General features: G+C 67.2%; 17 protein-coding genes and 1 pseudogene. 10 read left to right on the top strand and 8 right to left on the bottom strand.

Annotated elements, in window-relative coordinates; genetic code table 11:
• Positions 1-55: 55 nt before the first annotated feature.
• The 4 genes from L810_RS06605 to L810_RS06590 are packed head-to-tail and all read right to left on the bottom strand — an operon-like array spanning position 56 to position 5974.
• Positions 56-1780, bottom strand: coding sequence for a T6SS phospholipase effector Tle1-like catalytic domain-containing protein (locus L810_RS06605; RefSeq protein ID WP_021157576.1), 1725 nt, complete (start codon positions 1778-1780; stop codon positions 56-58).
• A gap of 36 nt (positions 1781-1816) precedes the next feature.
• Positions 1817-2494, bottom strand: coding sequence for a DUF3304 domain-containing protein (locus L810_RS06600; RefSeq protein WP_042973547.1), 678 nt, complete (start codon positions 2492-2494; stop codon positions 1817-1819).
• Positions 2495-2550: 56 nt separating this feature from the next.
• On the bottom strand, positions 2551-3456 hold the full coding sequence (locus L810_RS06595; protein ID WP_021157574.1) for a DUF4123 domain-containing protein: 906 nt from the start codon (positions 3454-3456) through the stop codon (positions 2551-2553).
• 13 nt (positions 3457-3469) lie between these two features.
• On the bottom strand, positions 3470-5974 hold the full coding sequence (locus L810_RS06590) for a type VI secretion system Vgr family protein (protein WP_021157573.1): 2505 nt from the start codon (positions 5972-5974) through the stop codon (positions 3470-3472).
• A 355-nt stretch (positions 5975-6329) separates the two neighbouring features.
• Between L810_RS06590 and L810_RS06585 the strand changes: the two genes are divergently transcribed.
• The 4 genes from L810_RS06585 (at position 6330) to L810_RS06570 (ending at position 11181) form a co-directional block, all read left to right on the top strand.
• On the top strand, positions 6330-7277 hold the full coding sequence (locus tag L810_RS06585) for an aldo/keto reductase (RefSeq protein WP_021157571.1): 948 nt from the start codon (positions 6330-6332) through the stop codon (positions 7275-7277).
• Between the two features lie 220 nt (positions 7278-7497).
• Positions 7498-8286 carry a hypothetical protein gene (locus L810_RS06580; RefSeq protein WP_042973544.1) on the top strand — a complete coding sequence of 263 codons (789 nt, stop codon included), beginning with the start codon at positions 7498-7500 and terminating at the stop codon, positions 8284-8286.
• 203 nt (positions 8287-8489) lie between these two features.
• Positions 8490-9470, top strand: a complete 981-nt coding sequence (locus L810_RS06575) for a helix-turn-helix domain-containing protein (RefSeq protein WP_042973540.1) — start codon at positions 8490-8492, stop codon at positions 9468-9470.
• Between the two features lie 145 nt (positions 9471-9615).
• Positions 9616-11181, top strand: a complete 1566-nt coding sequence (locus L810_RS06570; protein ID WP_042973538.1) for a GMC family oxidoreductase — start codon at positions 9616-9618, stop codon at positions 11179-11181.
• 93 nt (positions 11182-11274) lie between these two features.
• Here L810_RS06570 and L810_RS06565 read toward each other — a convergent pair whose 3' ends face one another.
• Entirely contained in the window at positions 11275-12255 is a 981-nt protein-coding gene (locus tag L810_RS06565; protein ID WP_021157569.1) for a helix-turn-helix domain-containing protein, read from the bottom strand.
• A 184-nt stretch (positions 12256-12439) separates the two neighbouring features.
• Here L810_RS06565 and L810_RS06560 point away from each other — a divergent pair, with 184 nt between their 5' ends.
• The 6 genes from L810_RS06560 (at position 12440) to L810_RS06530 (ending at position 18322) form a co-directional block, all read left to right on the top strand.
• A complete protein-coding gene (locus L810_RS06560) occupies positions 12440-12973 on the top strand; it encodes a 2,4'-dihydroxyacetophenone dioxygenase family protein (protein WP_021157568.1) in 534 nt (177 codons plus the stop codon).
• An 18-nt stretch (positions 12974-12991) separates the two neighbouring features.
• Complete coding sequence (locus L810_RS06555) at positions 12992-14296, top strand: MFS transporter (protein WP_021157567.1); 1305 nt, start codon at positions 12992-12994, stop codon at positions 14294-14296.
• Position 14297: 1 nt separating this feature from the next.
• Positions 14298-15419 (top strand): 2,3-butanediol dehydrogenase, encoded by a 1122-nt coding sequence (locus L810_RS06550; protein WP_021157566.1) that lies wholly within the window; start codon positions 14298-14300, stop codon positions 15417-15419.
• Entirely contained in the window at positions 15397-16119 is a 723-nt protein-coding gene (locus tag L810_RS06545) for an SDR family NAD(P)-dependent oxidoreductase (RefSeq protein ID WP_021157565.1), read from the top strand. The genes L810_RS06550 and L810_RS06545 overlap by 23 nt, the downstream gene beginning before the upstream one ends.
• A 184-nt stretch (positions 16120-16303) precedes the next feature.
• On the top strand, positions 16304-17395 hold the full coding sequence (locus L810_RS06540; RefSeq protein WP_021157564.1) for a porin: 1092 nt from the start codon (positions 16304-16306) through the stop codon (positions 17393-17395).
• A 387-nt stretch (positions 17396-17782) separates the two neighbouring features.
• The gene (locus tag L810_RS06530) at positions 17783-18322 is read left to right on the top strand and encodes a cytochrome b (protein ID WP_021157562.1); all 540 of its coding nucleotides are present in this window, start codon (positions 17783-17785) and stop codon (positions 18320-18322) included.
• Between the two features lie 49 nt (positions 18323-18371).
• Here the strand turns inward: L810_RS06530 and ansP are convergent, their stop codons facing one another.
• From ansP to L810_RS06515, 3 genes and pseudogenes are all read right to left on the bottom strand, one after another.
• Entirely contained in the window at positions 18372-19862 is a 1491-nt protein-coding gene (gene ansP, locus L810_RS06525; protein WP_021157561.1) for an L-asparagine permease, read from the bottom strand.
• A gap of 436 nt (positions 19863-20298) precedes the next feature.
• Positions 20299-23151 (bottom strand): annotated as a pseudogene (locus L810_RS06520) (TOMM system kinase/cyclase fusion protein); the annotation flags it as partial.
• Positions 23148-24149, bottom strand: a complete 1002-nt coding sequence (locus L810_RS06515) for an FHA domain-containing protein (protein ID WP_042973533.1) — start codon at positions 24147-24149, stop codon at positions 23148-23150. The pseudogene L810_RS06520 and the gene L810_RS06515, both read right to left, overlap by 4 nt.
• Between the last annotated feature and the right edge of the window lie 589 nt (positions 24150-24738).

Genomic DNA, 24738 nt, shown 5'->3' with positions numbered 1-24738 from the left:
GCGTCGCGGCAGATGCGGTCTGCCGCGACGTGAGGTCAGCCGGTCGCGACCGGCGTCAGGCCGTCGATGTCGTGTCGGGCAGCGTGCCGCCGACGGGCTGGTTGCTGGCCAGTTGGGGTTCGTCGGCGGCCATCGGATCCTGCTGCCTGGCCGGATCGGCCTTGGCGATTTGCGTGGCGGCCTGCTCGGCCTTGTCGCCCTCGTAGCGCCAGTACAGGAACTTCTTGCCGCGCTTGCCCATGAAGTACTGGCGGTTGACCGTCCAGCGGCTCAATTCCGCAGGGCCGACGTAGCCGTCTTCCATCTGCTTCTTGAAACCTGCAATCGAATCGTGCACATAGTGGTCGAAGAACTTGTCGAACGTCGCGCGCGTCGCCGGATCGAGACTACCCAGCCAGTTGCCGGCAACCCGGACGGCCGCGTCGATGGCCTTTTCCTGTTCCGAAACAGAGACAGTCAGGTATCCGCCGTTTGCATGACGCAAGCGATCCGTATCTTCATTCCACTCGCGATCGGTAATGACCATATGATCGTCCACGCCACCGGGTGGCTTCAGACGGCCGTCCTTCAGGCGTCGGCTTCTGCTGGCGCGCCACTGATAATAGCGGTTCATGTGCCAAATGACCTGCGTCTCGAGCCTGTCGCTATTCGGCGCCACGCCCGCACTTTTGCTGCCCCCCTGACCCATGTAGACATTCCATGCGGCCTCCAGCTCCCTGGAAATCTCGAACTGTTGCCCGGCGTCCGCAAGCAGTTCCTTTGGTGAACGAAACGGAACGCCGGCCTTCCATGCTTCGATATAGAGATTGTTCAGCGCAACGTTGGCCAGCTCGTTGGTTCGACCTTCCTGGTAGTTGTGCTCGTAACCACCGCCCACGTCCGAGTGCATGCCAGGGTAGTACACCTCGCGGCAGTTCGCGGGAATCTTCTGGTCTTCCCGCACCGAGTCACCGGGGAATTTTTCCCGCACCTCCTGCGACGCCACATAGTGAACGCATTGCCGCACGTAGCCCGGAATGCGAATATCGTTCGCCCATTCCGCGTGACCGCCTTTGTCGATGGAGTACAGGTAACCGCCGGCGAGCGGTCCGAAAAAAATGGTCGCGATGGCCGGTCCCGCAGCCTCGACGCGGCTGCCGCCGAAGCCCGTTGACGAAACCGTATCAAGAATTCCAAGGAAATAAACGACCACTTCGGGGCGATGCCCCTTCATGTTCTTCCTGTTCCACCAAAGCCTCCCGCCGATATTCTCGGCGAGTTGCTCGGTCAGCATGCGAACGAAGGCACGCGCTTCCGTCGCGCCCCGCGAGAAACCGAATACGGCCAGGTTGATCTGGCTCACAGCGGGCATGTGACCGGTGACATGCCGGTCGAGTTCGTTGAGCATCCATCGGATGCGCAACTCGCCTTTTCTCGCGGCAGCCATACCGAGTGCATTGTCGAGACCCTTTCCGGTATCTCCTACTTTGTCGCACGGCGTGCCGACACCTTCGACATAGCGTGCAACAGTCCGGGGGAACGCGTTGTCTTCAGCATGCGCAAACCGCCATAGCTTCGCGATGTTGCTGTACTTGGTCAGCTTGACATCCTTCAAACCACGGCCGTCCAGGTCGAAGTTGTTGCCCGTTCCGTCGAAGAATGCCGTGAACCACACGGGCTTCGGGCACTCCTTGCATTGCTCGATCAGCAGCGGATCAAGAATTTCTCGCTGGGCACTGCGGATGGCGTCCTCGGCGGGGGTGAGATCCGAGATGCGTCTGACAATGGGGGGATTGCTCATGGCAGTTTCGCTCCTGTTTCGGCAATGCGCCCGGCGTCAGTTCCATTGGGCCGGCTTCTTGCGGCCATAGAACGGATTGGGAATTTCCTTCAGGCAGGCACGACCGGTCAGCTTGCGCTGCTCGTCGCGCATTGAAAGCGCCACCTTCGGGACTGCGCCATCGACGTGGAAGTCCATATCGCCTTCCACACGGCCATCGGGGAAGAAGTGCAACACGATACCGCCGCTCTTGCCCTTCACGGGCGGGCGCGTGATCGTAATCTCGCCTTCACACCATGCCATCCCGGGTCGGGTTTCTCGATGCGTGTACTCGTCGTAATCGGGGGACGAGGCTTCCAATGCGCGCTTGTCGACCACGCGCTCCCACCACACCTTGAACTTGCGGGGCGTGGTCCATCGCAAATCCCATGCGAGGCTCGGTCTCTGCCCGCCGCCGCCCGTCCAGTGTGTCGCGCTCCGCGGCGTGGCGCTCTTCCCATCGGCGCTCGCCGCATCGTCGAGGCTGTTCTTGTCCGGCGGCAGGAGGTAAACGCCGTAGATATCGTAATCCGTATAGTTGAACGACCCCGCCGTTATGACGTCGTAATTCGGGTCATTCCACTTGCTCGCGTCGCCGGGGGCCAGGCTTTCCTTTTCGGCATCGCCCGAGGTCTTGCTGCATGCGGCCGTGGAAAAAACCATCACGGACAGCAAGGTGATCCAGCAGCGGTTCATATTGAACTTCCTTCTCTTCCAGTCGATTTCATTCGAGTCGCGTCGCGCACGCGCCATCACGCGGCCGCTTCCTGCATGCGCCGCCAGTCTTCCGCCGGCACCATCGCCAGCGCCTCCGGAAATGCCTGCCCCTGCGCCACCGCGTCGAACACGGCGGCCATCGCCGGATCCTCGTCGAAGCGCGCGCCGTACCGCAATGCCAGTTCGCAATAGATCAGCAACGACGCCGCGCTGTCGGTGCCGTGCGCGCGGCAGCGTGCCAGTTGATCGCGCACGAAGCCGTAGTGCTGTGCGGGCGGCAGCGACGCGAGCAGCGCGGGCTTTTCGGTACGCAGCCGCTCGAGCATCGTGTACGGATAGCAGGCGGCGAGCAGATCGTCTTCCTGAGCCTGGGTCAACTGCAGCGGAAATTCGGCGGCCTGCCTGACGTTGGCGGGCGCGGCGATGTCCGCCGTCCGGAGCTGCAGCGAGGTATCGCGGTGAATCCAGTGCCGCACGCCCTGCGCCAGATACGCGCGATGCGCGGCGGGCAGCATGTCGAGCCAGAACGGCAGCACGCGCGGATCGAAGAAGCGCATCAGCATCACGCTCTCCATCTGCTCGAGCTGGACGTCCACCATCGGCGCCAGATGCGCGGCCAGTCGCTCGAGCGACAGCGGCGACACGAGCACGCTCGCCGCCGGCCACGGAATGCTGCGCGGCTCGATCGCGTCCGCGGCATCGGCACCGTCGGCGCCGGGCTGCCATTCGAACAGCAGCGGCCCGACGATTCTCGCCTCGTCGTCGGCGGCGTCGTCGAGCAGTGAGGCCGCGACGAACGCGGGCCACGACGCCTTGTCATCGTCCGGCAAGGTATCGAGCAATGCGCCGTCGATCAGGACGTAAGCGCGCAGCCCGTCCTGCGACGACAGCGCCGCCTGCAGCGCGTCGGCCGCCTGCGCGGCAATCAGGTCATTCGTCATGCGCTGCCCTGCCTCACGCCTTGGCCGCGAACGGCGACGCCATCGATGCCGCGTTGACCATGCACGGCGCGCACGCCGTGCCCGGGAACGCGCGCGCGGGCACCGGCAGGCTGTCCGGCCCCGTGAACGTATGCGACGCGGCATGCGCGGTGAATTCGCCCTTGGTCCCGTGCACGATGCCGCTACCGTTCCAGCGCGTGTAGCTGGTGCCGCCGTTGATCAGGACTTCTTCCTTCGCGGTGATGGTGATGCGGTTCGCATCGACCTTCACGTCCAGCTTGGCCAGCACGTTGATGCTGTCCTTCAGCGCCTGGATGTCGATGTCGGCGGCGGCGGCCACGAGCCGAATGCCCTTCTCGAACGCGGCGACGCGCACCGCCTCCTGCGCGCTGACCAGCATGCTCTTGCCCGCGCCGATGCTCGTATGGGCGCCGCTCGTCAACGCGACGTGCTGGTCGCTCGCGACATGGGTCGACCCCGTCGTCGTGGCCAGGATCCCGGCCGGACTGGCGAGCGCGAGAAACGGCTGCGCGAACTCCGGAAACTCGCCTTGCTGAGGATTGCCGCCGCTGCCTCTCAGGCCGTCGTTCTGCGTGCGGAGCGCCTGATGGACGGCATCCTGGTCGCCGGACTCCTGCGCCTTCACGTCGTGCGCGGAACCCGACAACGATTCGTGCAGGTCATGCGCCTTGTCGAGGCGCGCGACGGTCTCGCCGATATCGGTCGCGTGCGCACGCGCGTCGTAGCGCGCCTCGCTGGTGACGAGCAGGCCCTTGGCCGCCCGCACCGCGCCGTGCGCGTCGGTCCGCAACTCGAAACCGCGGGCGCGCTGGTCGGTGCGCCCCTGTGTCGCGTCGATGCGGACGTTGTGCCCGAGCGTCAGTTCGCTCGCGTCGGTATCGCTGCGCAGCTTCAGCTGGAGCTGCTGCGGCGTGTCGTCGAGCAGCACATGGTTCGAGCGTCCGCCCGCCGCGTTGCCGCTGTCGCCCGACAGTTCGCGGCTGCGCAGGCCGGTCAGCACGTGCTGGTCGGGTAGCGCCCACGGCGGCATCCGTTCCGCGTTGTACGTGGTGCCCGACACGACGGGCCGGTCGGGATTGCCGTCGAGGCACATCACGAGCACCTCGCTGCCCACGCGCGGATGCGCGATCATGCCCTTCTCGCCGCCCGCCCAGCCGGCGGCCACGCGAATCCGCGCGCTGACCTGCGCCGCACGGTCCCAGTGATAGACGATGCAGACGCGACCGTATTCGTCGACGTCGACGCTGCCGGCCCCCTTCGCGCCGGCGACGGTCGCGGTTTGCGGCGCCAGCACGCGCACGGGCTCGCTGTTGAAGCCACGGCCCGGGCGCCAGGGCGTATGCCGACGGCCCGCGACGAAGCGGTTGCGATACTCGGGCTTGCCGTCCGCCTGCAGGTAGTTGTTCGCTGCTTCGTGACGGGCTTCGAGAATCAGGTACTCGTGATCCTGCGGGCTGCCCGACGCCGCGCTGAAGTGATCGGCCAGCTGGAACCAGCGTCCGGGCAGGATGCCGTGATGGTTGCCGGCCGCGTCGAAACGCGTCGCGGCCGCCTCGATCTCCTCCATTCGCACGCGTGCGAGCGCATCGCCGGCGCGCGTCTGTTTCGCGAAACCGTAGTGCCCCACGTATTCGTGATGCTCGACCTGCGGCGCGACGCCCGGCGGATGCAGCGTGGGAATCTGCGCATTGGCCGCATGCGGCGCCTTGAAATCGAACGCGGTCGCGCTGTAACTGCCGGCGGACAGCAACCGCACCGCGGACCATTGCGAAATGGCGTCGGCGGCCATCGGACCGTCGTGCGTCCGGAAACGGATCACGGGCGAGCGACCGTCGACGGCCGGGCACTGCACCGTGCTGTCGTCGCCGACGATCAGCTTCAGGCCTTTCTCGTCGTGCTCCCACCAGTACAGGCACCCGACGGCTTCCAGATGGCGGACGATGTAGTTCCAGTCGCTTTCGCCGAGCCCGCCGCCCTGGACGTTCATCGTGCGCGCGGGATCGTCGCCGCGCACGCGCCACTCCCACGACGGCGCGAGCCCCTGGTAATCGGCGAGCAGCGTGCCGATCTGCTGCTGAAGCGATTGGCCGAGGAACAGGCGGTTGTTCACGCGGGTCCGCAGGAAATGGCTCCACGGGCGCAGCACCGCGCGATATTCCGCAATCGAATCGTCGTTGCGGACCAGCGAAAACTCGGTGCAGTAACCGGTGAAATAACGCAGGCCGCCATCGGGGCGCACCATCGACACCGCGAGCAGCTTGCCCAGCATGTCGTCCAGCGTGACGCCCGCCTCGCCGGACAACAGCGTCAGTTCGAACGTGAAGTCGATCCCGAGCCCTTCGTGCGCGACGAGCCGCTCGGCGACCAGCCGCGCCGGACGGTGCCGCCCGTACGAGTCGGTGACCGAGGGTGCGTCGTCGTGGGGGAAAGACAGCGTGAGCAAGCGCTTGTCTTGCAGGAAAAACGGAGGGCGAATAAATGCTGCAAGGTCAGCCATGACCGCCTCAGAATAATCTTTCGTTCGAATGGCAGCGGCGCGCTGCCTCCCTATTTTTGGGATGAAAGGATATCGTAGAGCGCGACCAGCGACAACGCTGACACGACCCGGTAATTTCTTCGCCTCCCGCGAGAAATCGGTAACAAATGCAATGTCTTGCGGCGTGCCGGGCGACGCTCGAACGGATGGCGCATCCATGATGATGCCGCTTGATCCGGCATCCCGACACACGGCCTCCGAACACGTCGGTTTGTGTGCTGCAGGAGGAACCTCGTGCTGCGCTTCGCCGTCTCAACGCGACCGGCTTCATCTCCCGCAGTCCAATCCCCTGATCCCGCACCACCCGGAGAGAAACATGGCACACCGCCCCCTCGGCACATCGAACATCCAGGTTTCGCCGCTCGCGTTCGGCGGCAACGTCTTCGGCTGGACCGTCGACGAGAACACGTCGTTTGCGCTGCTCGACGCGCTCGCCGACACCGGCATCAACTTCATCGACACGGCCGACGTTTATTCGGCCTGGGTTCCCGGCAACCACGGCGGCGAATCGGAAACGATCATCGGCAAGTGGCTGAAGCGCTCGGGCAAGCGCGAGCAGGTCGTGATCGCGACCAAGGTCGGCCTGCTCGACGCGCGCGCGGGGCTGTCAAAAGGCAATATCCTGAAAGCCGTCGACGATTCGCTGCGCCGCCTGCAGACCGACTACATCGACCTGTATTTCTCGCACCGCGATCTCGCCGACACGGCCCCGCTCGAGGAAACGCTCGGCGCGTATCAGACGCTGATCGATGCGGGCAAGGTGCGGATCATCGGCGCGTCGAACTACAGCGGCGCACGCCTGCGCGAAGCCGCCGCGATCAGCGCGCGCGACGGGCTGCCCGCGTACCAGGTCATCCAGCCCGAATACAACCTGCTCGACCGCGCCGACTACGAACGCGATCTCGAGCCGGTCGTGCGCGACCTGAAACTCGGCGTCGTCAACTACTACGCGCTCGCGAGCGGATTCCTGTCGGGCAAGTACCGCAGCGAGGCCGACCTGAAGAAGAGCGTGCGCGGCGACCGCGTCGCCGGCTACCTGAATGAACGCGGGCTGCGCATCCTCGCGGCACTCGATGCGGTGGCGGCGAAACACGGCACGCAGCCGGCCGCGATCGCGCTCGCCTGGCAGATCGCGCGGCCGACGATTACCGCACCGATCGCGAGCGCGACGTCGCTGGCGCAGCTGGAATCGCTCGGCGACGCGATCCGCGTCACGCTCGATCAGGACGACATCCGCCGGATCGACGAGGCCAGCGCGACCTGAAGTCATCGGCAGCGGGCCGGCCGACCGGATCGCGCGGCCTGCGCGGTTCCGCGACCGGCCCGTGTCGCGTGCGCGCTCTTGTCACCGCATGCGCGGAGGCGGGGCATTCGGGTGGGGCGGATGGATACAATGGCGGCGCACGGGCGGCCCGCCGCACGGCTCGACACGGCCGGACCGATATCCGTGACGCCCGGACCCACACCTCGCACAAAAAACGCCCATGCCCCGGAACACCCGCCGCGCCCGCTACGCCTCCCCGTTCGCCGCCATGCTCGCCGTGCCGTTCGCCTGCGCGCCGGCCGCGTCTTACGCGGGCTGGTACGAAATCGCGAACTACACCGGCACGATCGGCAACGCGCCGGTACACGTGTCGCTGCAGACTTACGACGCGATCAACCACAACGACGCGGGCCGCTGGCGCGTCGACGGCAGCTATTACTACGACGCGCATCGCAAGCCGATCCCGTTGCGGGGCCAGCGCGAGCCCGACGGCCGCCTGACGCTGTGCGAAGCGTCGTCGCCCGCATCGAACGCCGACTCGCCGGTCGTACCGGCCGCCTCGCCGTCACGGCCGAAGCCCTGCCCGATCGCGCTGAACGTCACCGGGAAAACGGCAACCGGCACGTGGGACGACGGCCGCAAGACGCTGCCGATCACGCTGGACGAAGTCGGCCGGCTGAACGACACCGACGACCAGCACCCGCAGCTGGACGGCAACGTCGATATCCCGATGTGGTATCGCACGAAGACGCAGATGCTGGTCGGCGTCTACGCGCTGTCCGACAAGTGCGGCGTGGCGATGCAGTCGCTGCGGGCCGTGAACATCGCGACGGGCCGCGTCGACCGCACGATCGCGCTCGACTGCGACGCGGGGATGGTGATGACATCGATCTACGCGAACGTCACCGACGCGCGGCGGGCCGGCCACGTGAGCGTCGAGTACCGAGGCGGCAAGATGGGCTACGAGCAGGACGTGTCGCTCGGGCTGCCGTCGTCTTCGTCGAAGTAAGCCGGCCACGCTTAGCCCAAAGCCGCATCCGTGTCTTGACTCGCACGGCCGCTTTCGTTGATCCGAACGGACATCGATCGCGCAATCGCCCGCCGCGCCCCGCTGCAAGCGTGTCACGCGCGTGCCCCGGGTCTTTCACGGATTGACCACGCGCTCCGGCGTGCCCGAGACTGCGCCGCTCAGGCGGTCATCGGGAGAACGTCATGCCGGACACCAGCACGGAGATCGCCACGATCTCGACGCGCGCCGTGCGCGGCCACGAACGCGTCGACTACTGGGTCGACCATGTCGCTCGCACGCTCGTGCGGATCGAATGCAGCGGCAAGTCGTCCGAAGGGATCGATGCGTCGCTGCGCAAACGCGATCTCGGGCTGTTCCGCGCGTGCGACATCGTCGCGAACCGGCACGCAGTCGTGCGCACGTCGCACAACATCCATGCGGACCAGCGCGATGCCGTGTTCATCTGCCTGATGCACGCAGGGCAAGGCTACACGTTCCAGGACGTCGACTGCATGCAGCACGGGCCCGGCGACCTCGTGCTCTACGACACGTCGATGCCGTACGGCCACGGTTTTCCCGCCGACATGGCGATGACCGTGCTCGACGTGCCGCGCGACGTGTTCGAGGCGCGCGTCGGCCCGTGGCGCTACCGCAGCCTCGTCAAGATCGACCGTGACGACGGCGTCGCATCGTGGGCCGTGCGGCAGGTGTATGCGCTGCTCGCCGCGCCGCAGGAGCCGACGACCGGTGCGCGCGAACGGCGCGCCGCCGCGATCCTCGATCTCGTGCAGTCGATGCTGCGGCTGCGCGACGGCGACGCGTCGCCGACCAGGTCGACCGTCCACACGCTGTCGCGCGCAAAAGCGTTCATCGACAGCCATCTCGCCGACGACGATCTCGACAGCCGGTCGGTGAGCCGCGCGATCAACCTGTCGCCGCGCCAGCTCGCGCGCGTCTTCGAGCTCGAAGGAACGCCGCTCACGCGCTATATCCTTGCGCGGCGGCTCGAACGCTGCCGCGCCGACTTGCGCGACCGGTCGCTGAAGCACCTGACGGTCAGCGAAATCGCGTTCCGCTGGGGCTTCAACAACAGCGCGCACTTCAGCCGCAGCTATCGCGCGCGCTTCGGCGAGACGCCGAGCGAGTCGCGCGCGTCGGCGCCGGCGCCGGCCGACGCGCGCTAGCCCGCCACCGTCCACCCGCCGCCGTGTCCCGGCGAGGCAAACACCCCGTCCGTCCCGGTCAAACGGGGCCGCATGGCGGTCGCTAAGCTGGCTTCCTGCGCGGCGGCACTCGTTTCGCCGCCCGACAGCAAGGAGAAGAAGCGGGATGGAGACGTACGACCATATCGTCGTCGGCGGCGGCTCGGCCGGCTGCACGGTCGCGCACCGGCTGGTGAAGGCCGGCAGGCGCGTGCTGCTGCTCGAGGACGGCCCGAAGGACGACAGCCTGTTCATCCGGATACCGGCGACGTTCATCCGCGTACTCGGCACGCGCCGCACGGTCACGTTCGAGAGCGAGCCGCAAGCCGGTGCGGCGGGACGCAGGACCTACGTGCCGCAGGGCCGCACGCTCGGGGGCGGCAGTTCGGTCAACGCGATGCTGTACGTGCGCGGCACGCGCGACGACTACGACGACTGGGCCGCGCTCGGCTGCACGGGCTGGGGCTGGGACGACGTGCTGCCCGTGTTCAGGCGCGCCGAATCGCACCTGCGGCTCTCCGAGCCGTTTCACGGCACCGACGGGCCGCTGAAGGTCGGCGACACGCGCTTCAGGCATCCGCTGAGCCTCGCGTTCGTGAAAGCCGCTCAGGAAACCGGCATCGCCTACAACGACGATTTCAACGGCGCCGCGCAACATGGCGTCGGGTTCTACCACACGACGATCTTCGACGGCCGGCGCGGCAGTACCGCGGCCACCTATCTCGCCGACGCGCAGCGGCATCCGAACCTGCGCGTGCTGACCGGCTGCCGCGCGACGCGCATCCTGTTCGACGGCCGGCGTGCGACCGGCGTCGAATGGCGGACGGCAAGCGGCGCGACGGGTTCGGCCGCCGCGCGCGCCGACGTCGTGCTCGCAGCCGGTGCGCTTAGCACACCGAAGCTGCTAATGCTGTCGGGCATCGGGCCCGGCGCGCACCTGCACGCGCACGGCATCGACGTGCGGCACGACAGCCGCGACGTCGGCGCGAATTACCAGGATCATCTCGAAGTCTCGATCTACGGCCGCAGCCACGCGCCCGTGAGCCTGCTGGGCGAGGATCGCGGGCTGAAGGCATTGCGGCACGGGCTGCAGTGGATGCTGTGCCGCACGGGCCTGCTGACGTCGAACGTCGTCGAATCCGGCGCGTTCGTCGACACGACCGGCAGCGGCCGCCCGGACATCCAGTTCCACGTGCTGCCGACGCTCGTCGGCGACGTCGATCGCGAGCCGCTGCCCGGCCACGGCCTGTCGATCAATCCGTGCCTGCTCAGGCCGCGCTCGCGCGGCTCGGTGCAACTGCGCGGCAACGATCCGGCCGCGCCGATCCTGTTCGACAGCGGCGCGCTGTCCGACCCGGCCGATGTCGACGGTCTCGTGCGCGGCGTCGCGCTCGCGCGGCGGATCATCCGCGCGCCGTCGCTCGCGCGCATCGTGCGCGAAGCCGAGACGCTGACCGAGTCGGCACTCGCCGACTACGTGCGGCGCCGCGCGAAAACCGTCTATCACCCGGCCGGCACCTGCCGCATGGGCAACGACGAACACGCGGTCGTGACGCCGCGCCTCTCGGTGCAGGGCGTCGACGGCTTGCGGATCTGCGATGCGTCGGTGATGCCGCGAATCGTGTCCGGCAACACGAACGCGCCGACGATCATGATCGCGGAGCGCTGCGCCGAATTCATGCTGGCGGAATGACGCGGCGCGGCGCATCTGCGCCGTCGTTCACTGCACGAAAAAAAGCGGCGCGTGGGACACGCGCCGCCGCTCCATCCGCATCGACCGCCGGTATCAACGGCCGGCCGCGTGCGCCGCATCGCGCAACGCCATCGGCGACGCGCCGTAGCGCTCGCGAATCGCCCGGCTGAAGTGCGCCTGGCTCGAGAAACCCCAGCGAAACGCGATCTCGCCGATGCTCGTCTTGCGCAGCCGCGCGTCAGTCAGCTCGCGATGCGCGTGCGCCAGCCGCTCCGACCAGATGTGCTGCGTGATCGACTCGCCTTCGGCCGCAAACAGCCGGCTCAGATGGCGCAGCGACAGCCCGACCGCGTCGGCAACCGCCTGCGGCCCGAGCTCCGGGTCGCCCAGGTGCGTCGCGACGTACTGCTTCGCGGTCAGCAGGTACGACAACGACGCACGCGACGCGCCCGCGCCGTTCACTTCCGCATCGACGAGTTCCGCGATCAGCGTGCGCGTGTGCTCGGCGAATCGCGCGGCATCGCGCTCGACCGGGTCCTTCATGAACCGCTCGACGCTCGCGCGCAACGTTGCGCCGAGCATCGCGCCCGCGCCCGGCTTCGGCGCGATCCGCAGCGGCAGCGCCGCCAGTTCCGCATCGAGCCGGTCGTCGAGCGTCGTGACCGGGATATCGATCAGCAACTGCCGCATCGGTGTCAGGAATCCGAATAGATAAGGCACACGCGTGTCGTAGACGACGACATCGCCGGCTTCCGCGAGCAGGCACCGGTCGTGCTGGATGAAATACGCACGCCCGCTCAGGATCTGGCACGCGAACAACGACTCCTTCGGCAACTGGCGCACCAGCGCGGGGCTGCGTTCGATCACGTGATCCTGGCCGCTGATGTCGGCGATGCCGAGGCCCGGCAGCGCGATGTCGGTCTTCTCGACCTCGAGCCCGGCCGGCGACAGCGACGAGCAGCGCAGGCCGACCAGCGTCTCTGCATTGAACGCGTCCCAGTACGCCATCCGGTCGCGCACCGGCACGTCGGCCGTCGAGCCTCGCGTGCGTGAAAAAACGGTCGAATTCGTCACGTCGCCTCCTGCTGGCGCCCGTCGTGCGGAGCGCCATGCATTGCGAAATTGGGGGATGGATCGTTTAAACGTCGTGCGGTGCGATGTCCGGCCCGATCAAGCAATTCGTCCAGCCCAGTCAAGAGCGGCGCGCACCTGCTGGCTAAAGTCGAGCCCACGACACTCATACACAAGGAGACGAACCGTGGTCGACCAAGCCGTAGCCGAATTCTGGCAAAACATCCCGCCGATTGCCAATCCGTTCAAGCCCGATGCGCTTCCGGAAGCCTACATCGCGAACGCGGCCACCGACGACGAGCGCTATTACGTTCCGTTCACCGAAACGGTTTCGTCGCGGCCGCTGTGGATCTCGCCGTCGCAGAACAAATGGTGCGACATCCTGATGGCGAAGGAAGCCGGGCTCGTGAACCGGCACTATCACCCGCACGAGGTGTTCGCTTACACGCTGTCGGGCAAGTGGGGTTACCTGGAGCACGAATGGACCGCGACGCGCGGCGATTTCGTATACGAGACGCCGGGCGAGGGCCACACGCTCGTCGCATTCGATCACCCCGAGCCGATGCGCGCGTTCTTCATCGTCAAGGGGCCGCTGATCTGGCTCGACGACGAAGGCCAACCCGACGGCTACTTCGACGTGCACTCGTACATCGCGATGTGCAAGGCGCACTACGAGAAGGTCGGCCTCGGCGCGCAAGCGATCGAGAAGCTGTTCCGCTGACGCGCGGCGAGGCTCACCATGACATCCCCCTCCTCCTCCAGGCCCGCCTGGACGTACGAGAACAGGCTGCTGCTGATCCTGTTCATGACGTTCGGCTTCGTGTTCTTCGACCGCCTCGCGCTGTCGTTCCTGTTCCCGTTCATGTCCGCCGAGCTGCACCTGACGAATGCGCAGCTCGGCATGGTGTCGTCCGCACTCGCGCTCACGTGGGCGCTGTCGGGCGCCGCGACCGGCGCATGGTCCGACGCGCGCGGCACCCGCAAGCCGCTGCTGATCGCCGCCGTGATCGGCTTTTCCGTGTGCTCGGCGCTGTCGGGGCTCGTCGGCGGTTTCGCGAGCCTGATCGCGTTCCGCGCGCTGATGGGCATCGCCGAAGGCCCGGTGCTGCCGCTCTCGCAGTCGCTGATGGTCGAGAGTTCGACGCCGGGCCGCCGCGGGCTGAACATGGGCCTGCTGCAAGGCTCCGCCGCCGGCCTGCTCGGCGCGATGATCGGCCCGCCGGTCGTGATCGGCATCGCGACCGCGCACGGCTGGCGCCACGCGTTCTTCGTATCGTGCATTCCCGGCTTCCTGATCGCGTTCTGCATCTGGCGCTGGGTGCGCGAGGTGCCGCCCGGCGGCGCACGGCATGCGCAGGCCGACACCGTCGGCGCACCAGCCGCGGGCGGCGCGGCGATCAGCCGCTGGGCGCTGCTGAAGGAACGCAACATCCTGCTTTGCGTGCTGATCAGCTGCTTCTTCCTCACGTGGTTCGTCGTGATCATCTCGTTCGCGCCGGTGTTCCTCGTCGACAGCCGCCACCTGTCCCCAGCCGACATGGGCGTCGTGATGACCTGCCTCGGCGCCGCGTGGGTGTTCTGGGGTTTCGCGGTGCCCGCGATCTCCGACCGGATCGGCCGCAAGCCGACGATGATCGTGTTCGCGCTGATCGCCGCCGCGTGCCCCGTCGCGATGATTCACGCGAATTCGCTGTGGGCGCTCTGCACGCTCGTGCTCGCGACCTACACGGGCCTCGGCTGTTTCACGCTGTTCATGGCGACGATCCCGGCGGAAACGGTGCCGCCGCGGGCGATCGCGAGCGCGCTCGGGCTGATCATGGGCGCCGGCGAGCTGATCGGCGGCTTCGTCGCGCCGACCGTCGCCGGCTTCGCCGCGGACAAGTACGGCCTGCAGTTCGCGATGTGGACATCGGCCACCGGCGCGATCCTCGCGTGCGTGCTGTCGTTCGGCCTCGTCGAAACCGCGCCCGCCGTGCTGCGCAAGCGCGCGCTCGCCGGCACGGCCGCGAACCGTCTCGATACACAGAACCTCGGAGGACGCTGACATGCGTGCACTTCAATGGCATGGCCCGCGCGACGTCCGTCTCGTGGAAATCGATACGCCGCGCGCCGGGCCGGGCGAGGTGCGCATTGCGGTCGCGTATTGCGGCATCTGCGGCAGCGACCTGCACGAATACGCGGACGGCCCGCACGCGATTCCGGTCGACACGCCGCATCCGCTGTCGCGCCGTACCGCGCCGCTGACGCTCGGCCACGAATTCTGCGGCACCGTCGTCGAAGTCGGCGAAGGCGTGACGACGCTGAATCCGGGCGATTGTGTCGCCGTCGAGCCCGAATATCGCTGCCACCAGTGCGCGTACTGCCGCTCGGGGGCGTACAACCTGTGCGTGTCGATGGGCTTTGCCGGGCTGATGGGCGACGGCGGGATGGCCGACTTCGCGGTCGTGCCCGCCTACATGCTGCACCGGCTGCCCGACGGCGTGAGTCTCGAGCAGGCCGCCGTGATGGAACCCGCGGCCGTCGCGCTGCACGCGCTGCGCCGCGCCGAGCTCCGGCTCGGCGACACGTGCGCGGTATTCGGGCTCGGGCCGATCGGCCTGCTGCTGATCCAGCTCGCAAAGCTGCAGGGTGCGACGACCCTCGTCGCGGTCGACGTGTCGACCGAGCGCCTCGCGGCCGCCGCGCGCTTCGGCGCGACGCACACGTTCAATGCACGCACGCTCGACGCGTCCGTGCTGCGCGATGCGATCCACGAGGCATCGGGCGGGCTCGGCGTCGACGCGAGCTTCGAGGCGGCCGGCTTGCCGGCCACGTTCGAAGCGGCGATGCAGGCGCTGCGCAAGGGCGGCCGCGTCGTGATGGTCGGCCTGATGCCGCAGGCGGGCTTCGACGCGTTCCGCGCGGTCAACGACGAACTGACCTTCACGGCGAGCGTCGGCTACCGGCATGCGTACGAGGACCTGCTGCGCATCGTCGCGTCGGGCGCGCTCGATCTCACGTCGATCGTCACGCGCACCGTGTCGCTGGAGGACGCCGTCACCGACGGCTTCGACGCGCTGCTCGCCGATCGTACGCAGATCAAGATCCTGGTTTCCCCCGCGCAGCGGCATGCGCGCGCCACCCACGCCGTCGAGAGTGTCGAACATGAGTCGCCAGTGGTTATTTGAGGGGAAAACCGTCGTTGTAACCGGCGGCACATCGGGCATCGGCGCAAGCACGGCGTGGCGTTTCGCGGAAGCCGGCGCATCGGTCGTTGCGCTCGGGCTCGACGCTACCGGCCCGCATGCGCCGGTGCATCCACGTGTCCGGTGCGTCGAGCTCGACGTGACCGACAGCGCTGAGCTGACGCGCACGATCGCCGCATTGCCGCGGCTCGACGTGCTCGTCAACGGCGTCGGCATCAGCCGGCACGCCGACGAATACCGGATGGACCAGTTCGAACTCGTGCTGAACGTGAACCTGACGTCGGTGATGCGCGCCTCCGACGCCGCATTGCCGGCGCTGTCCGTACAGGGCGGCAGCATCGTCAACGTCGCATCGATGTACACGTACTTCGGCAGCAAGGACCGCCCCGCGTACAGCGCGAGCAAGGGCGGCATCGCACAGCTCACGCGCTCGCTCGCGCAGGCGTGGGCCGATCGCGGCATCCGCGTGAACGCGGTCGCGCCCGGCTGGATCGACACGCCGCTCAGCAGCAGCCTGATGGCCGACACGCAGGCGTCACGACGCATCCTCGAACGCACGCCACTCGGGCGCTGGGGCACGGCCAACGAAGTCGCGGACGTGATCCTGTTCCTGTGCTCGCCCGCTGCGTCGTTCGTGACAGGTGCGGTCGTGCCGGTCGACGGCGGGTATTCGACGGTCTAGCGCGCGCTCGACAGGCATCGGCAGGCATTGGCGGCCACGCGGTTCCAGCCGATGCCGGCCGCACACCGGCTCGCTCCGGTTGTCACCGAACCGGGAATCGCCCGGCTCGGGTTTGTTCATATCAATCAGTAGTCCAATCAAAAATATCCGGCCCGACCGGAAACATGTGAGGAGCACATTGGAGATGACGAAAAAGACCCTTGTGGCGCTCGCGGCATGCGCCCTTCCCGCCGTGTCGTTCGCGCAGAGCAGCGTGACGATGTTCGGGCTGATGGATGCCGGCATCAGCTACGTCAGCAACGAAGGCGGCCACGGCAACGCGAAGTTCGACGACAACATCTTCTTTCCGAACCTGCTCGGTTTCGAAGGCAAGGAGGATCTCGGCGCGGGCACGCGCGCGATCTTCCGGCTCGTGAACCAGTATTCGCTCGGCAACGGCTCGATCATCGGCGGCGGGCTGTTCGCTCGGCAGGCCTACGTCGGGCTGGAGAACGACCGTTACGGCAAGCTCACGCTCGGCAACCAGTACGAGTTCATGGTCGATGCGCTCGCCGCCAGCGGCAACGAGATCGCGCAGGATCTCGTCGGCCTGTACGGCTTTCGCAATGGGCCGTTCGACAGGCTCGCGTTGCCGAACAACCCCACCGGCGCGTTCGACTGGGATCGCGTCGCAGGCAGCAATCGCGTCGCGAATTCCGTCAAGTACACGAGCCCGTCGCTGTCGGGCCTGACCTTCGGCGCGTTGTACGGCTTCGGGAACGTCGCGGGGTCGGTCGGTGCGAACAACACGGTCAGCGTCGGCGCGAGCTACGACAACGGCCCGTTCGGCGCGGGCGCGGCCTATACGAACCAGAAATACGGCGCGTCGGCGGGGCTCCCGCCGACCAGCGTGCGCAACTGGGGCGCAGGGGTGCACTACACGCTCGGCACAGTCACGGGGAAAGCGCTCGTGACGACCGTACGGAACTCGGCGAACGGCGCGGGCGCGTGGTCGGCGGAAGCCGGCGCGTCGTGGCATCCATCGCCTGCGTGGGTGGTCGGCGCGAGCTACACCTACATGAAAGGCAACGACACACTCGACAATGCGCACGCGCACCAGTTCCTGGCGGCCGTCCAGTACTGGCTGTCGAAGCGCACGATGGTGTACGTGGCGGGCGTGCATCAGCGCGCGAACCACGGCAGCAACGCGCAGATCAACGGCGTGATGGACGCGAACGGTGCGTCGAGCGGCGCACTGCAGTCGATCGCGCGGGTCGGATTCAGTACGCGGTTCTGACACGCACGGCGGCCGGCCGCTCGACCCGCGTGGCCGGCCCGAAGCTTTCGTTGCGGCACATGCTCGACTGCAACGACTTCGGTACGACGAGGGTCGGCTTCACGCAGAAGCCATCGCGCGCATCGCAACCGCGCCCCCGGCGCCTGTCGCCCGACCGGCTGGCAAGCGCATCGAACGCATCGACGCGCACGCGCTACTGCGCACTCGCCGCAACCGACCATACGCCACAGAACCGGATCCGGGAATACCGGCTGCAAGCCAGACACGGCGGTCGACACATGCAACGGGAATAAATCCGGGCCGGCTCCGGTATATCGGAGGTCGCCACGCCGTTCGCGCCCCGGACGTGCGGTCGGGCGAACCCCACCCGAAACAGCGAGACCGCTCATGTCACAGCCCAACCACCCCACCTACGCACGCTTCGCGATCGCCCTGCACTGGTCGATCGCGATCCTGATCCTGTCGAACCTGTCGATCGGGCTCTACATGGATACGTTCCCGCACAGCTCGCCGCAGTTCAACGGCATCCTGTTCTATCACGCATCGATCGGCAGCCTGATCTTCATGCTGACCGTGCCGCGCCTCGTGTGGCGCGCGACGCACACGCCGCCGCCGCTGCCTGGCAGCGTTCCTGCGTGGCAGGCGCGGATCGCCGGCGCGCTGCACGGCGTGCTGTACCTGCTGCTGTTTCTCGTGCCGCTGACCGGCTACGTGCACCGCCTCGCCGGGGCGCATCCGGTCAGCTTCTTCGGCATCGCGGACCTGCCGATGCTTGTCGGCCGCGACGAACCGTTGCGACTCCTGACCGACGCGCTGCATCGTGCACTGGTGCTCACGCTCGGCTTGCTGCTGGCCGTGCACGTCGCGGCCGCGCTGAAACACAAGTTCGTCGATCGCGACGGTGTTGCCGCGCGAATGGGTATTTGAGCGGGCGCGCCGCAATCGAGCCGGCGCCCGCCCCTTGTCGCGCACCCCGTCAGTCGCCGTCCTTCTCGAGCACGTTCTGCGTGAGCGCGACCGATGGAATCGTCGGCTTGAGCGACGCGCGGTGCGCACGGCCGCTCAGCCACTTCCAGCCGGCCACGAGCAGCAGCGCGACGAGCGGGATCGACGCGATCGTCCACGTGCCGTTCGGGTAGTCGAATGCCATCAGGACCAGCACGCCGAGCAGGAACAGCAGCGTCAGCCATGACGTCACGGGCGCACCGGGCATCCTGAACGACACGTCGTCCACCTCGCCGCGCGCGACCGCCGCGCGGAACTTCATCTGGCACACGACGATGAATGCCCACGTACTGATGATGCCGAGCGACGCGATGTTCAGTACGATCTCGAACACGCTCGACGGCACCAGGTAGTTGAGCAGCACGCCGACCACGTAGATCGCGACCGTCACGAGAATGCCCGCGTACGGCACGGATTGCCCGCTCATCTTCCCGAGGAACGCCGGGGCCGAGCCGCCCATTGCGAGCGAACGCAGCACGCGCCCGGTCGAATACAGTCCCGAGTTGAGACTCGACAGTGCCGCGGTCAACACCACCAGGTTCATCACCGAGCCGATGCCGGGCACGCCGAGCGCGCCGAAAAACGTGACAAACGGGCTCTGGCCCGCCTTGTACGCACTCCATGGCAGCAGGCAGACCAGCAGGACGACCGACGCGACGTAGAAGATCGCGATGCGCCAGATCACGTTGTTGATCGCGCGCGGCAGCACCTTGCGCGCGTCCTTGCATTCGCCGGCGGCGGTGCCGACCAGTTCGACGCCCGCGAACGCGAACACCACGCCCTGCACCAGCACCAGCGCCGGCATCAGCCCGTGCGGGAAGAGCCCGCCGTTGTCGGTGATCAGGTGCATGCCCGTGTCATGGCCTGCGACATGCCCGCCGGTGCCGAGGATCGCGCTGCCGATCACGAGAAACAGCACGATCGCGGCGACCTTGATCAACGCAAACCAGAATTCCATCTCGGCGAACCACTTCACGCCGATCAGGTTCATCGTCGCGACGATGCACAGTGCGGCGAGCGCGAAGATCCACTGCGGCACGCCCGAAAACGGCGCCCAGTAATGCATGTAGAGCGCGACCGCGGTGATGTCGACGATGCCGGTCATCGCCCAGTTCAGGAAATACATCCATCCGGCGACGAACGACGCTTTCTCGCCCAGGAATTCGCGCGCATACGACACGAAGCTGCCGCTGCTCGGGCGATGCATCACGAGCTCGCCGAGCGCGCGCAGGATCAGGAAGGAAAACACGCCGCACACCAGATAGACGATCGCGAGCGACGGCCCGGCAGCCTGCAGGCGCGCGCCCGCGCCGAGGAACAGGCCGGTACCGATTGCGCCGCCGATCGCGATCATCTGCACCTGTCGATTGCCGAGGGTCTTGTGATAGCCGGCCTCGTGGGATTCGAGCCAGTTCCGTTTGCTGGTGTCGCCGGTCGGCGCGGGTTCGGGAATCGATGCCATGACTGCATCCTCATGTGCTTGCGTGATCTCGTTCGGACCGTACCGCGATCCGGGCCCGTCGGCGCCCGCAGCCGTGCGACGCGCCATCACGCCGCGCATCGAGGCCGCTGCGCGCCGGACATGGCGCGCGGCACCGTCAACCGCGAACGTATGCAGCCGTAATTCCGTTCACAAACGCTATGCAAATTTCGACTGTCCCGGCATCGAATCGCGCATGCGGCATGGATGGAAAGCATTTTGAAATACGTCAGGATTTCGAAAGACGAAAGCGGGAGCACGAGATGAAACTACGCCACGCCCGACGTCGCGCCCGGAACCCGGCGCCACTGGCGGACGACCGGTCAGGTCACGGAAACAGCCGTGCCGGATTCAACTTCGCTTCGCTGCGTGGCCGGGTGCACCACCCAGGTTCCACCGGCACCGGGTAAAGCCGTCGTGCACCAAAACGCAGCCAGAAATGAGCGACGCCAAACGCATGTGCACCGGCGCCGCGAGCGGCTCATGCAACCAGCGCGCGGCCGACGCGCGCATGATTGCCGCGCCGCAGGTCGGGCGGCATCGACGCATACACCGCATCACGAATCAACGCATGGCGGAACGAATAGACCACGCGATCGCGCCGATGTTGCGCGTACAGGATCCGTTCCTCGAGCAGCAACTGCAGGTGCGCGTCGAGCGTCGCGCGATCATGCGGCGAAGCCGCGACGAGCAGTTGCGCATCGACCTCGAGCCCGATCGTCGCGGCGAGCTGCGCGGTGTCGCGCGCGTCGTCGATCCGGTCGAACGCTCGACCGAGCATCGCGCCGAGACTGAGCGGAAGCGGGCGGGGTTCCGTCGTCAGCAGCCCGGCGAGCGTGTCGTCCGCGCCGCCCATCGTCAGCTCGCGCGCGACGGCCTCGATGAACAGCGGAATGCCCGCCGTGCGCCGGGCGAGCGGGTCGAGCCAGAGCGGATCGAGCTCGCCCGGGCCCAGGCATGCCGACATCAGGCGCTGCGCGTCGTCGCGCGGCAGGCGGCGCAACACCATGCGCTTCGTCGCGCCGCGCCAGCGCGCGAGCTTGTCGGGGCGCGACGTGAGCACGATGCCGAGCGCCACCGCGCGCGGCGAGCGCCGCAGGTACGCAAGAAAATCCTCGGTCGTGCGGTCGATCCACTGGACATCCTCGACGACGAACAACACCGGCGCGCCATTGCCGAGCGACACGATCAGCTGCTCGAGGACGTCGAACAATGCGTGTTGTTCGCGCGCACTCGACCATGGGGCCCTCGTCCCGTCGCAGGGCACCCCCAGCCAGGTCGCGAGCGCGACACGGGCCGCCGCGTGATCGCATTCGAGCGGCGCGATCATGGGGTCGATCGCCGCGAGCGCGAGACCCGCCGGGTCGTCGGCGTCGATATGCCAATGCGCGGCGATGAATCGCAGGACCGGAAACAGTGCGTGGTTCTCCCGCTCGGGCAGGCACCCGCAATACGCGCACGCAGAACCCTCGCCCCGGACGGCCTCGCACAACTCGTGTACGAGGCGCGATTTGCCGAGCCCCGCGTCGCCTACGACCAGCCGCGGCACACCGCTCGGCACAGGCTCGCCGCGCACCACGCGACGATGTCGTGCGAGCGTTTCATGCCATGCGCGCAACAGCACGTCGAGTTCGCGCGCGCGGCCGATCATCGGTGCCCGCATGCCGGCGTCGAGCGAATCGAACGGCGTATCGGCGCGCCGCTCGCCGAGCAATTCGTGAACCGGCTGCGGCACGAGGCCCGCCCGCGCGAGCCGCAACGGCGTCGGCCGACAGTCCGCATGCCGTTCGAGCACCAGCCGCGCATCGTCGCTGATCAGAATCTGTCCGGGCCCGGCAAGCCGCAGCAGCCGCGCGGCCGCGGCAGGCGTCGATACGCCCGACATATGCGACGCGTGGGCGAGAACCTGCCCGACGTGAATCGCGGCGGCCACTTCGACGCGCCAGCTCGCGCCATCGGCGTCGCCGCCGGCCACCGCGGGCACCGGCAGCCGGGCGCGCCCGGCCACCCGCACCATGTCGAGTGCCGCGCGCGCCGCGCGACGCGCCGGCCGATCGATGTCGCCTTGCAAGCCGAAGTGGAACAGCAGCGTGTCGCCGAGCTGTGCATCGACCTGCGCGCCGTAACCGACCGCGATATCCACACACTTCGTCTGCCATTGCGCCTCGTAGCCGTCGAGCAAGGCGTCGTGATCGACTTCGGCGCGGCGTCGCCGGCCTTCCCCGGTGATCGTCACACAACAGCACAGCGTGGTGATCTGACGGTACCCGCCCGCCGTTGCGATCGGCTCGCCGTCCGGCGCGAACGGGCGCGGATGCGTCGGTCCGCTTGCGCGGCCGGCATCGAACTGGCCGACGAGCGCCGCGAAGTTGAGCGCGCGAAACGGTTCCGCGAGTTCGTCGGCCGACGCGGCGCGCTGCTCCGGATTCTTGCTCAACGCGCGCCGCAATACCGCGCCGAGCGGATGCGACGCGATCGGCGGAGGGAACACGACATTCACCGGGCTGAGCTGCTGATAGAGAATGTCGGCCACGCTCGCACCGCGCATGACGACCTCGCCCGTCAGGCATTCGATCACGACCAGGCCCCACGCATACAGGTCGCTTCCTGGCGTCGGCGGCTCGTTGCGCAATTGCTCGGGCGCGCAATAGGACGCCGAGCCAAGCACCTCGGTCGCCAGCGTCAGGGTCTGGCGCCCGATGTCTTCCGCGCCGGGCAGCAACGCACCGATGCCGAAATCGAGGAGCTTCGCGTGCGGCCCGTCGTCGGCCATCGCGATCACGATGTTCTGCGGCTTCAGGTCCCGATGCACGATGCCCCGGCGATGCGCGGCCGCGAGCGCGTCGAGCACCTCCGCCATCAGCCGGCCCGTGTCGACGGCCGACAGCGGCCCCTGTGCCGCGAGCCGGTCGCGCAAGGTCCGGCCCTGCACCAGCTCGAATACGGCGAACAGCCGGCCGTCGGGCGCTTCCCCCTTGTCCAGCAATGCCACGATGTTCGGGTGCCGCAGCGCCTCGCACAGGCTCGTCTCGCGCTGGAAACGCGCACGCTGGCGTGCGCGCTCCGTCGCGGTCCGCGCGGCGTGATCCCGCATCAGCTTGATCGCGACGGCTTGTCCCGTTTCGCAGCAGGTCGCACGAAACACCACGCCATTGCCGCCTTCACCGAGCAACGAACCGAGCCGGTAACGCCGCTTGCCGGCCAGTTCCGCAAACGGCGCGAGGGGCGCACGGGGCACCGCCGGCGCCGAGACCGGTTCCCTCGAGTTCATGAGCAATGGACTGCCGGGGCAGGCGCCGGACGATGCACGCCGATACGCGGCTGAGCGGGCGGCACCGACTCGCATTCGAGATGCGCGCCGCGCATGACGCGGAACGGGAAATCGCCGAACCTGACGCTGCCGCGCCGGCGCTCGACGAGCTGGCTCGCGCCCAGTCCCGGCAGGGCCGCGAACTGGCTCCGCGCGCGGTGAATCTGCACGTTGACATGGGACGTATCGATGCCGAGCATGCGCGCCAGCCGGTCGAGTTCGATCCAGCCTTGCGTGGCGGCGTCGTAGCCGGCCTGCATGTCGGCCGAACGTGCGCGGGCAAGCGTGACGAGACTGTAGTGATGCGCGCGCTCGCCGAGATCGACCACGCCGCCGCGAACATGCAGCAGCATGCGCACATGCTCTTCGTCCCGGCTGACGAGGAATTCGAGCAGTTGCGCCGGCACGGCCGGATCGGCGGGCGCGGCGAGCCTCATCGTCGAACCATTGCGCGCGAGTGCCAGGCGCCACGTGGCGTCGCCGGTCGATACTTCGTCGCCGTCATGGAGCGCGCGCGGCGGCAACGTGTCGTCGCACAACCATTCGCCGGCCGGCGACCGGACGATCGTGACCGGCTGCGCGGCGCGTGCGGCCAGGATCTGGCGCGGCGCGAGCACGATCGGATGCGCAGCGCCTCGTATCGGCCACAGCGTATCGGCCGGATCGTCGAGCGCTTCAACGCGCCACGGCGCGACGCCGGCCCTGCCGAACCGGATCACGTCACCCGGCTGCAGCACCGCGTGATCGCCGTGGCGCAACGGCACGCCGGACAGCGACGTGCCGTTGCTGCTGTGATCGTGGAGTTCCCACAGCCCGCCCACCCAGCGGATATGGGCGTGAACACGGGACACCGACGCATCCCGGATGACCGTATCGCAACGCGCGGCATCCCGGCCGAACACGTGATACGCGCGGAGCAGGCACGCTTCCCCGGAAGAATCGTTCATGAGTATCGCCATGGCTGCCCCGTATCGAATCCGCCCGGGTCGCTCGAGTGACGCATCGACGCCCAGGCAAACGATTGCTTCAATGAACGCGAACGATGTCGCCCGTTCGCCGCCTCGTTATCCGTTTCTTCGTCAGCTTCTTTTCGGATCGTTGCTCATCCGGCACGCGTTGTTTCGACTGATTGAATGGCCGGCTGTATTGTTGTCTTGAAATCGAGCAACCTGATGAAAATCCTGCCAAATAAAATCATGCATCGCAATCAAAACACTCAAATTATTCCTTGATATTGCAATGCTTTACATTTTCGACCGATTTTCAGGTCGCATATAAAGGGTCGTAAATTTGAATCACCCGCATAGCCCCGCCAGGCTTATGCGGAGCGGAAGCAGTCACATTGAATGACGAGGCTAACTAAAATACCTTTGCCGGCGCGGATGTTTTGTTTGATTAAAAGGAAATAAATTAAATAGTTTCTTCCATTTAAATAATTCCATCCGATGTTTTGGCGGATTGCATTAAAAGAGTTACTGCGGGGTTAAGGTGTCGCATCCGATATTTCGGAGGGTGTCGGCGGGCAAGCGGGTACCGGCACGCCGCCGC

It is taken from the genome of Burkholderia sp. AU4i (assembly GCF_000466765.1).
In the GTDB taxonomy this organism is placed as follows: domain Bacteria; phylum Pseudomonadota; class Gammaproteobacteria; order Burkholderiales; family Burkholderiaceae; genus Burkholderia; species Burkholderia cepacia.
The sequence above is the reverse complement of the archived record's forward strand: the minus strand, read 5'-3'. Positions and strand labels throughout refer to the sequence as shown.

Excerpts from the sequence above, each read along its gene's own strand:
- L810_RS06605 (WP_021157576.1), bottom strand. The coding sequence starts at position 1,780 with ATGAGCAATCCCCCCATTGTCAGACGCATCTCGGATCTCACCCCCGCC.
- L810_RS06600 (WP_042973547.1), bottom strand. The coding sequence starts at position 2,494 with ATGAACCGCTGCTGGATCACCTTGCTGTCCGTGATGGTTTTTTCCACG.
- L810_RS06595 (WP_021157574.1), bottom strand. The coding sequence starts at position 3,456 with ATGACGAATGACCTGATTGCCGCGCAGGCGGCCGACGCGCTGCAGGCG.
- L810_RS06590 (WP_021157573.1), bottom strand. The coding sequence starts at position 5,974 with ATGGCTGACCTTGCAGCATTTATTCGCCCTCCGTTTTTCCTGCAAGAC.
- L810_RS06585 (WP_021157571.1), top strand. The coding sequence starts at position 6,330 with ATGGCACACCGCCCCCTCGGCACATCGAACATCCAGGTTTCGCCGCTC.
- L810_RS06580 (WP_042973544.1), top strand. The coding sequence starts at position 7,498 with ATGCCCCGGAACACCCGCCGCGCCCGCTACGCCTCCCCGTTCGCCGCC.
- L810_RS06575 (WP_042973540.1), top strand. The coding sequence starts at position 8,490 with ATGCCGGACACCAGCACGGAGATCGCCACGATCTCGACGCGCGCCGTG.
- L810_RS06570 (WP_042973538.1), top strand. The coding sequence starts at position 9,616 with ATGGAGACGTACGACCATATCGTCGTCGGCGGCGGCTCGGCCGGCTGC.
- L810_RS06555 (WP_021157567.1), top strand. The coding sequence starts at position 12,992 with ATGACATCCCCCTCCTCCTCCAGGCCCGCCTGGACGTACGAGAACAGG.
- L810_RS06550 (WP_021157566.1), top strand. The coding sequence starts at position 14,298 with ATGCGTGCACTTCAATGGCATGGCCCGCGCGACGTCCGTCTCGTGGAA.
- L810_RS06545 (WP_021157565.1), top strand. The coding sequence starts at position 15,397 with ATGAGTCGCCAGTGGTTATTTGAGGGGAAAACCGTCGTTGTAACCGGC.
- L810_RS06540 (WP_021157564.1), top strand. The coding sequence starts at position 16,304 with ATGACGAAAAAGACCCTTGTGGCGCTCGCGGCATGCGCCCTTCCCGCC.
- L810_RS06530 (WP_021157562.1), top strand. The coding sequence starts at position 17,783 with ATGTCACAGCCCAACCACCCCACCTACGCACGCTTCGCGATCGCCCTG.
- ansP (WP_021157561.1), bottom strand. The coding sequence starts at position 19,862 with ATGGCATCGATTCCCGAACCCGCGCCGACCGGCGACACCAGCAAACGG.
- L810_RS06515 (WP_042973533.1), bottom strand. The coding sequence starts at position 24,149 with ATGGCGATACTCATGAACGATTCTTCCGGGGAAGCGTGCCTGCTCCGC.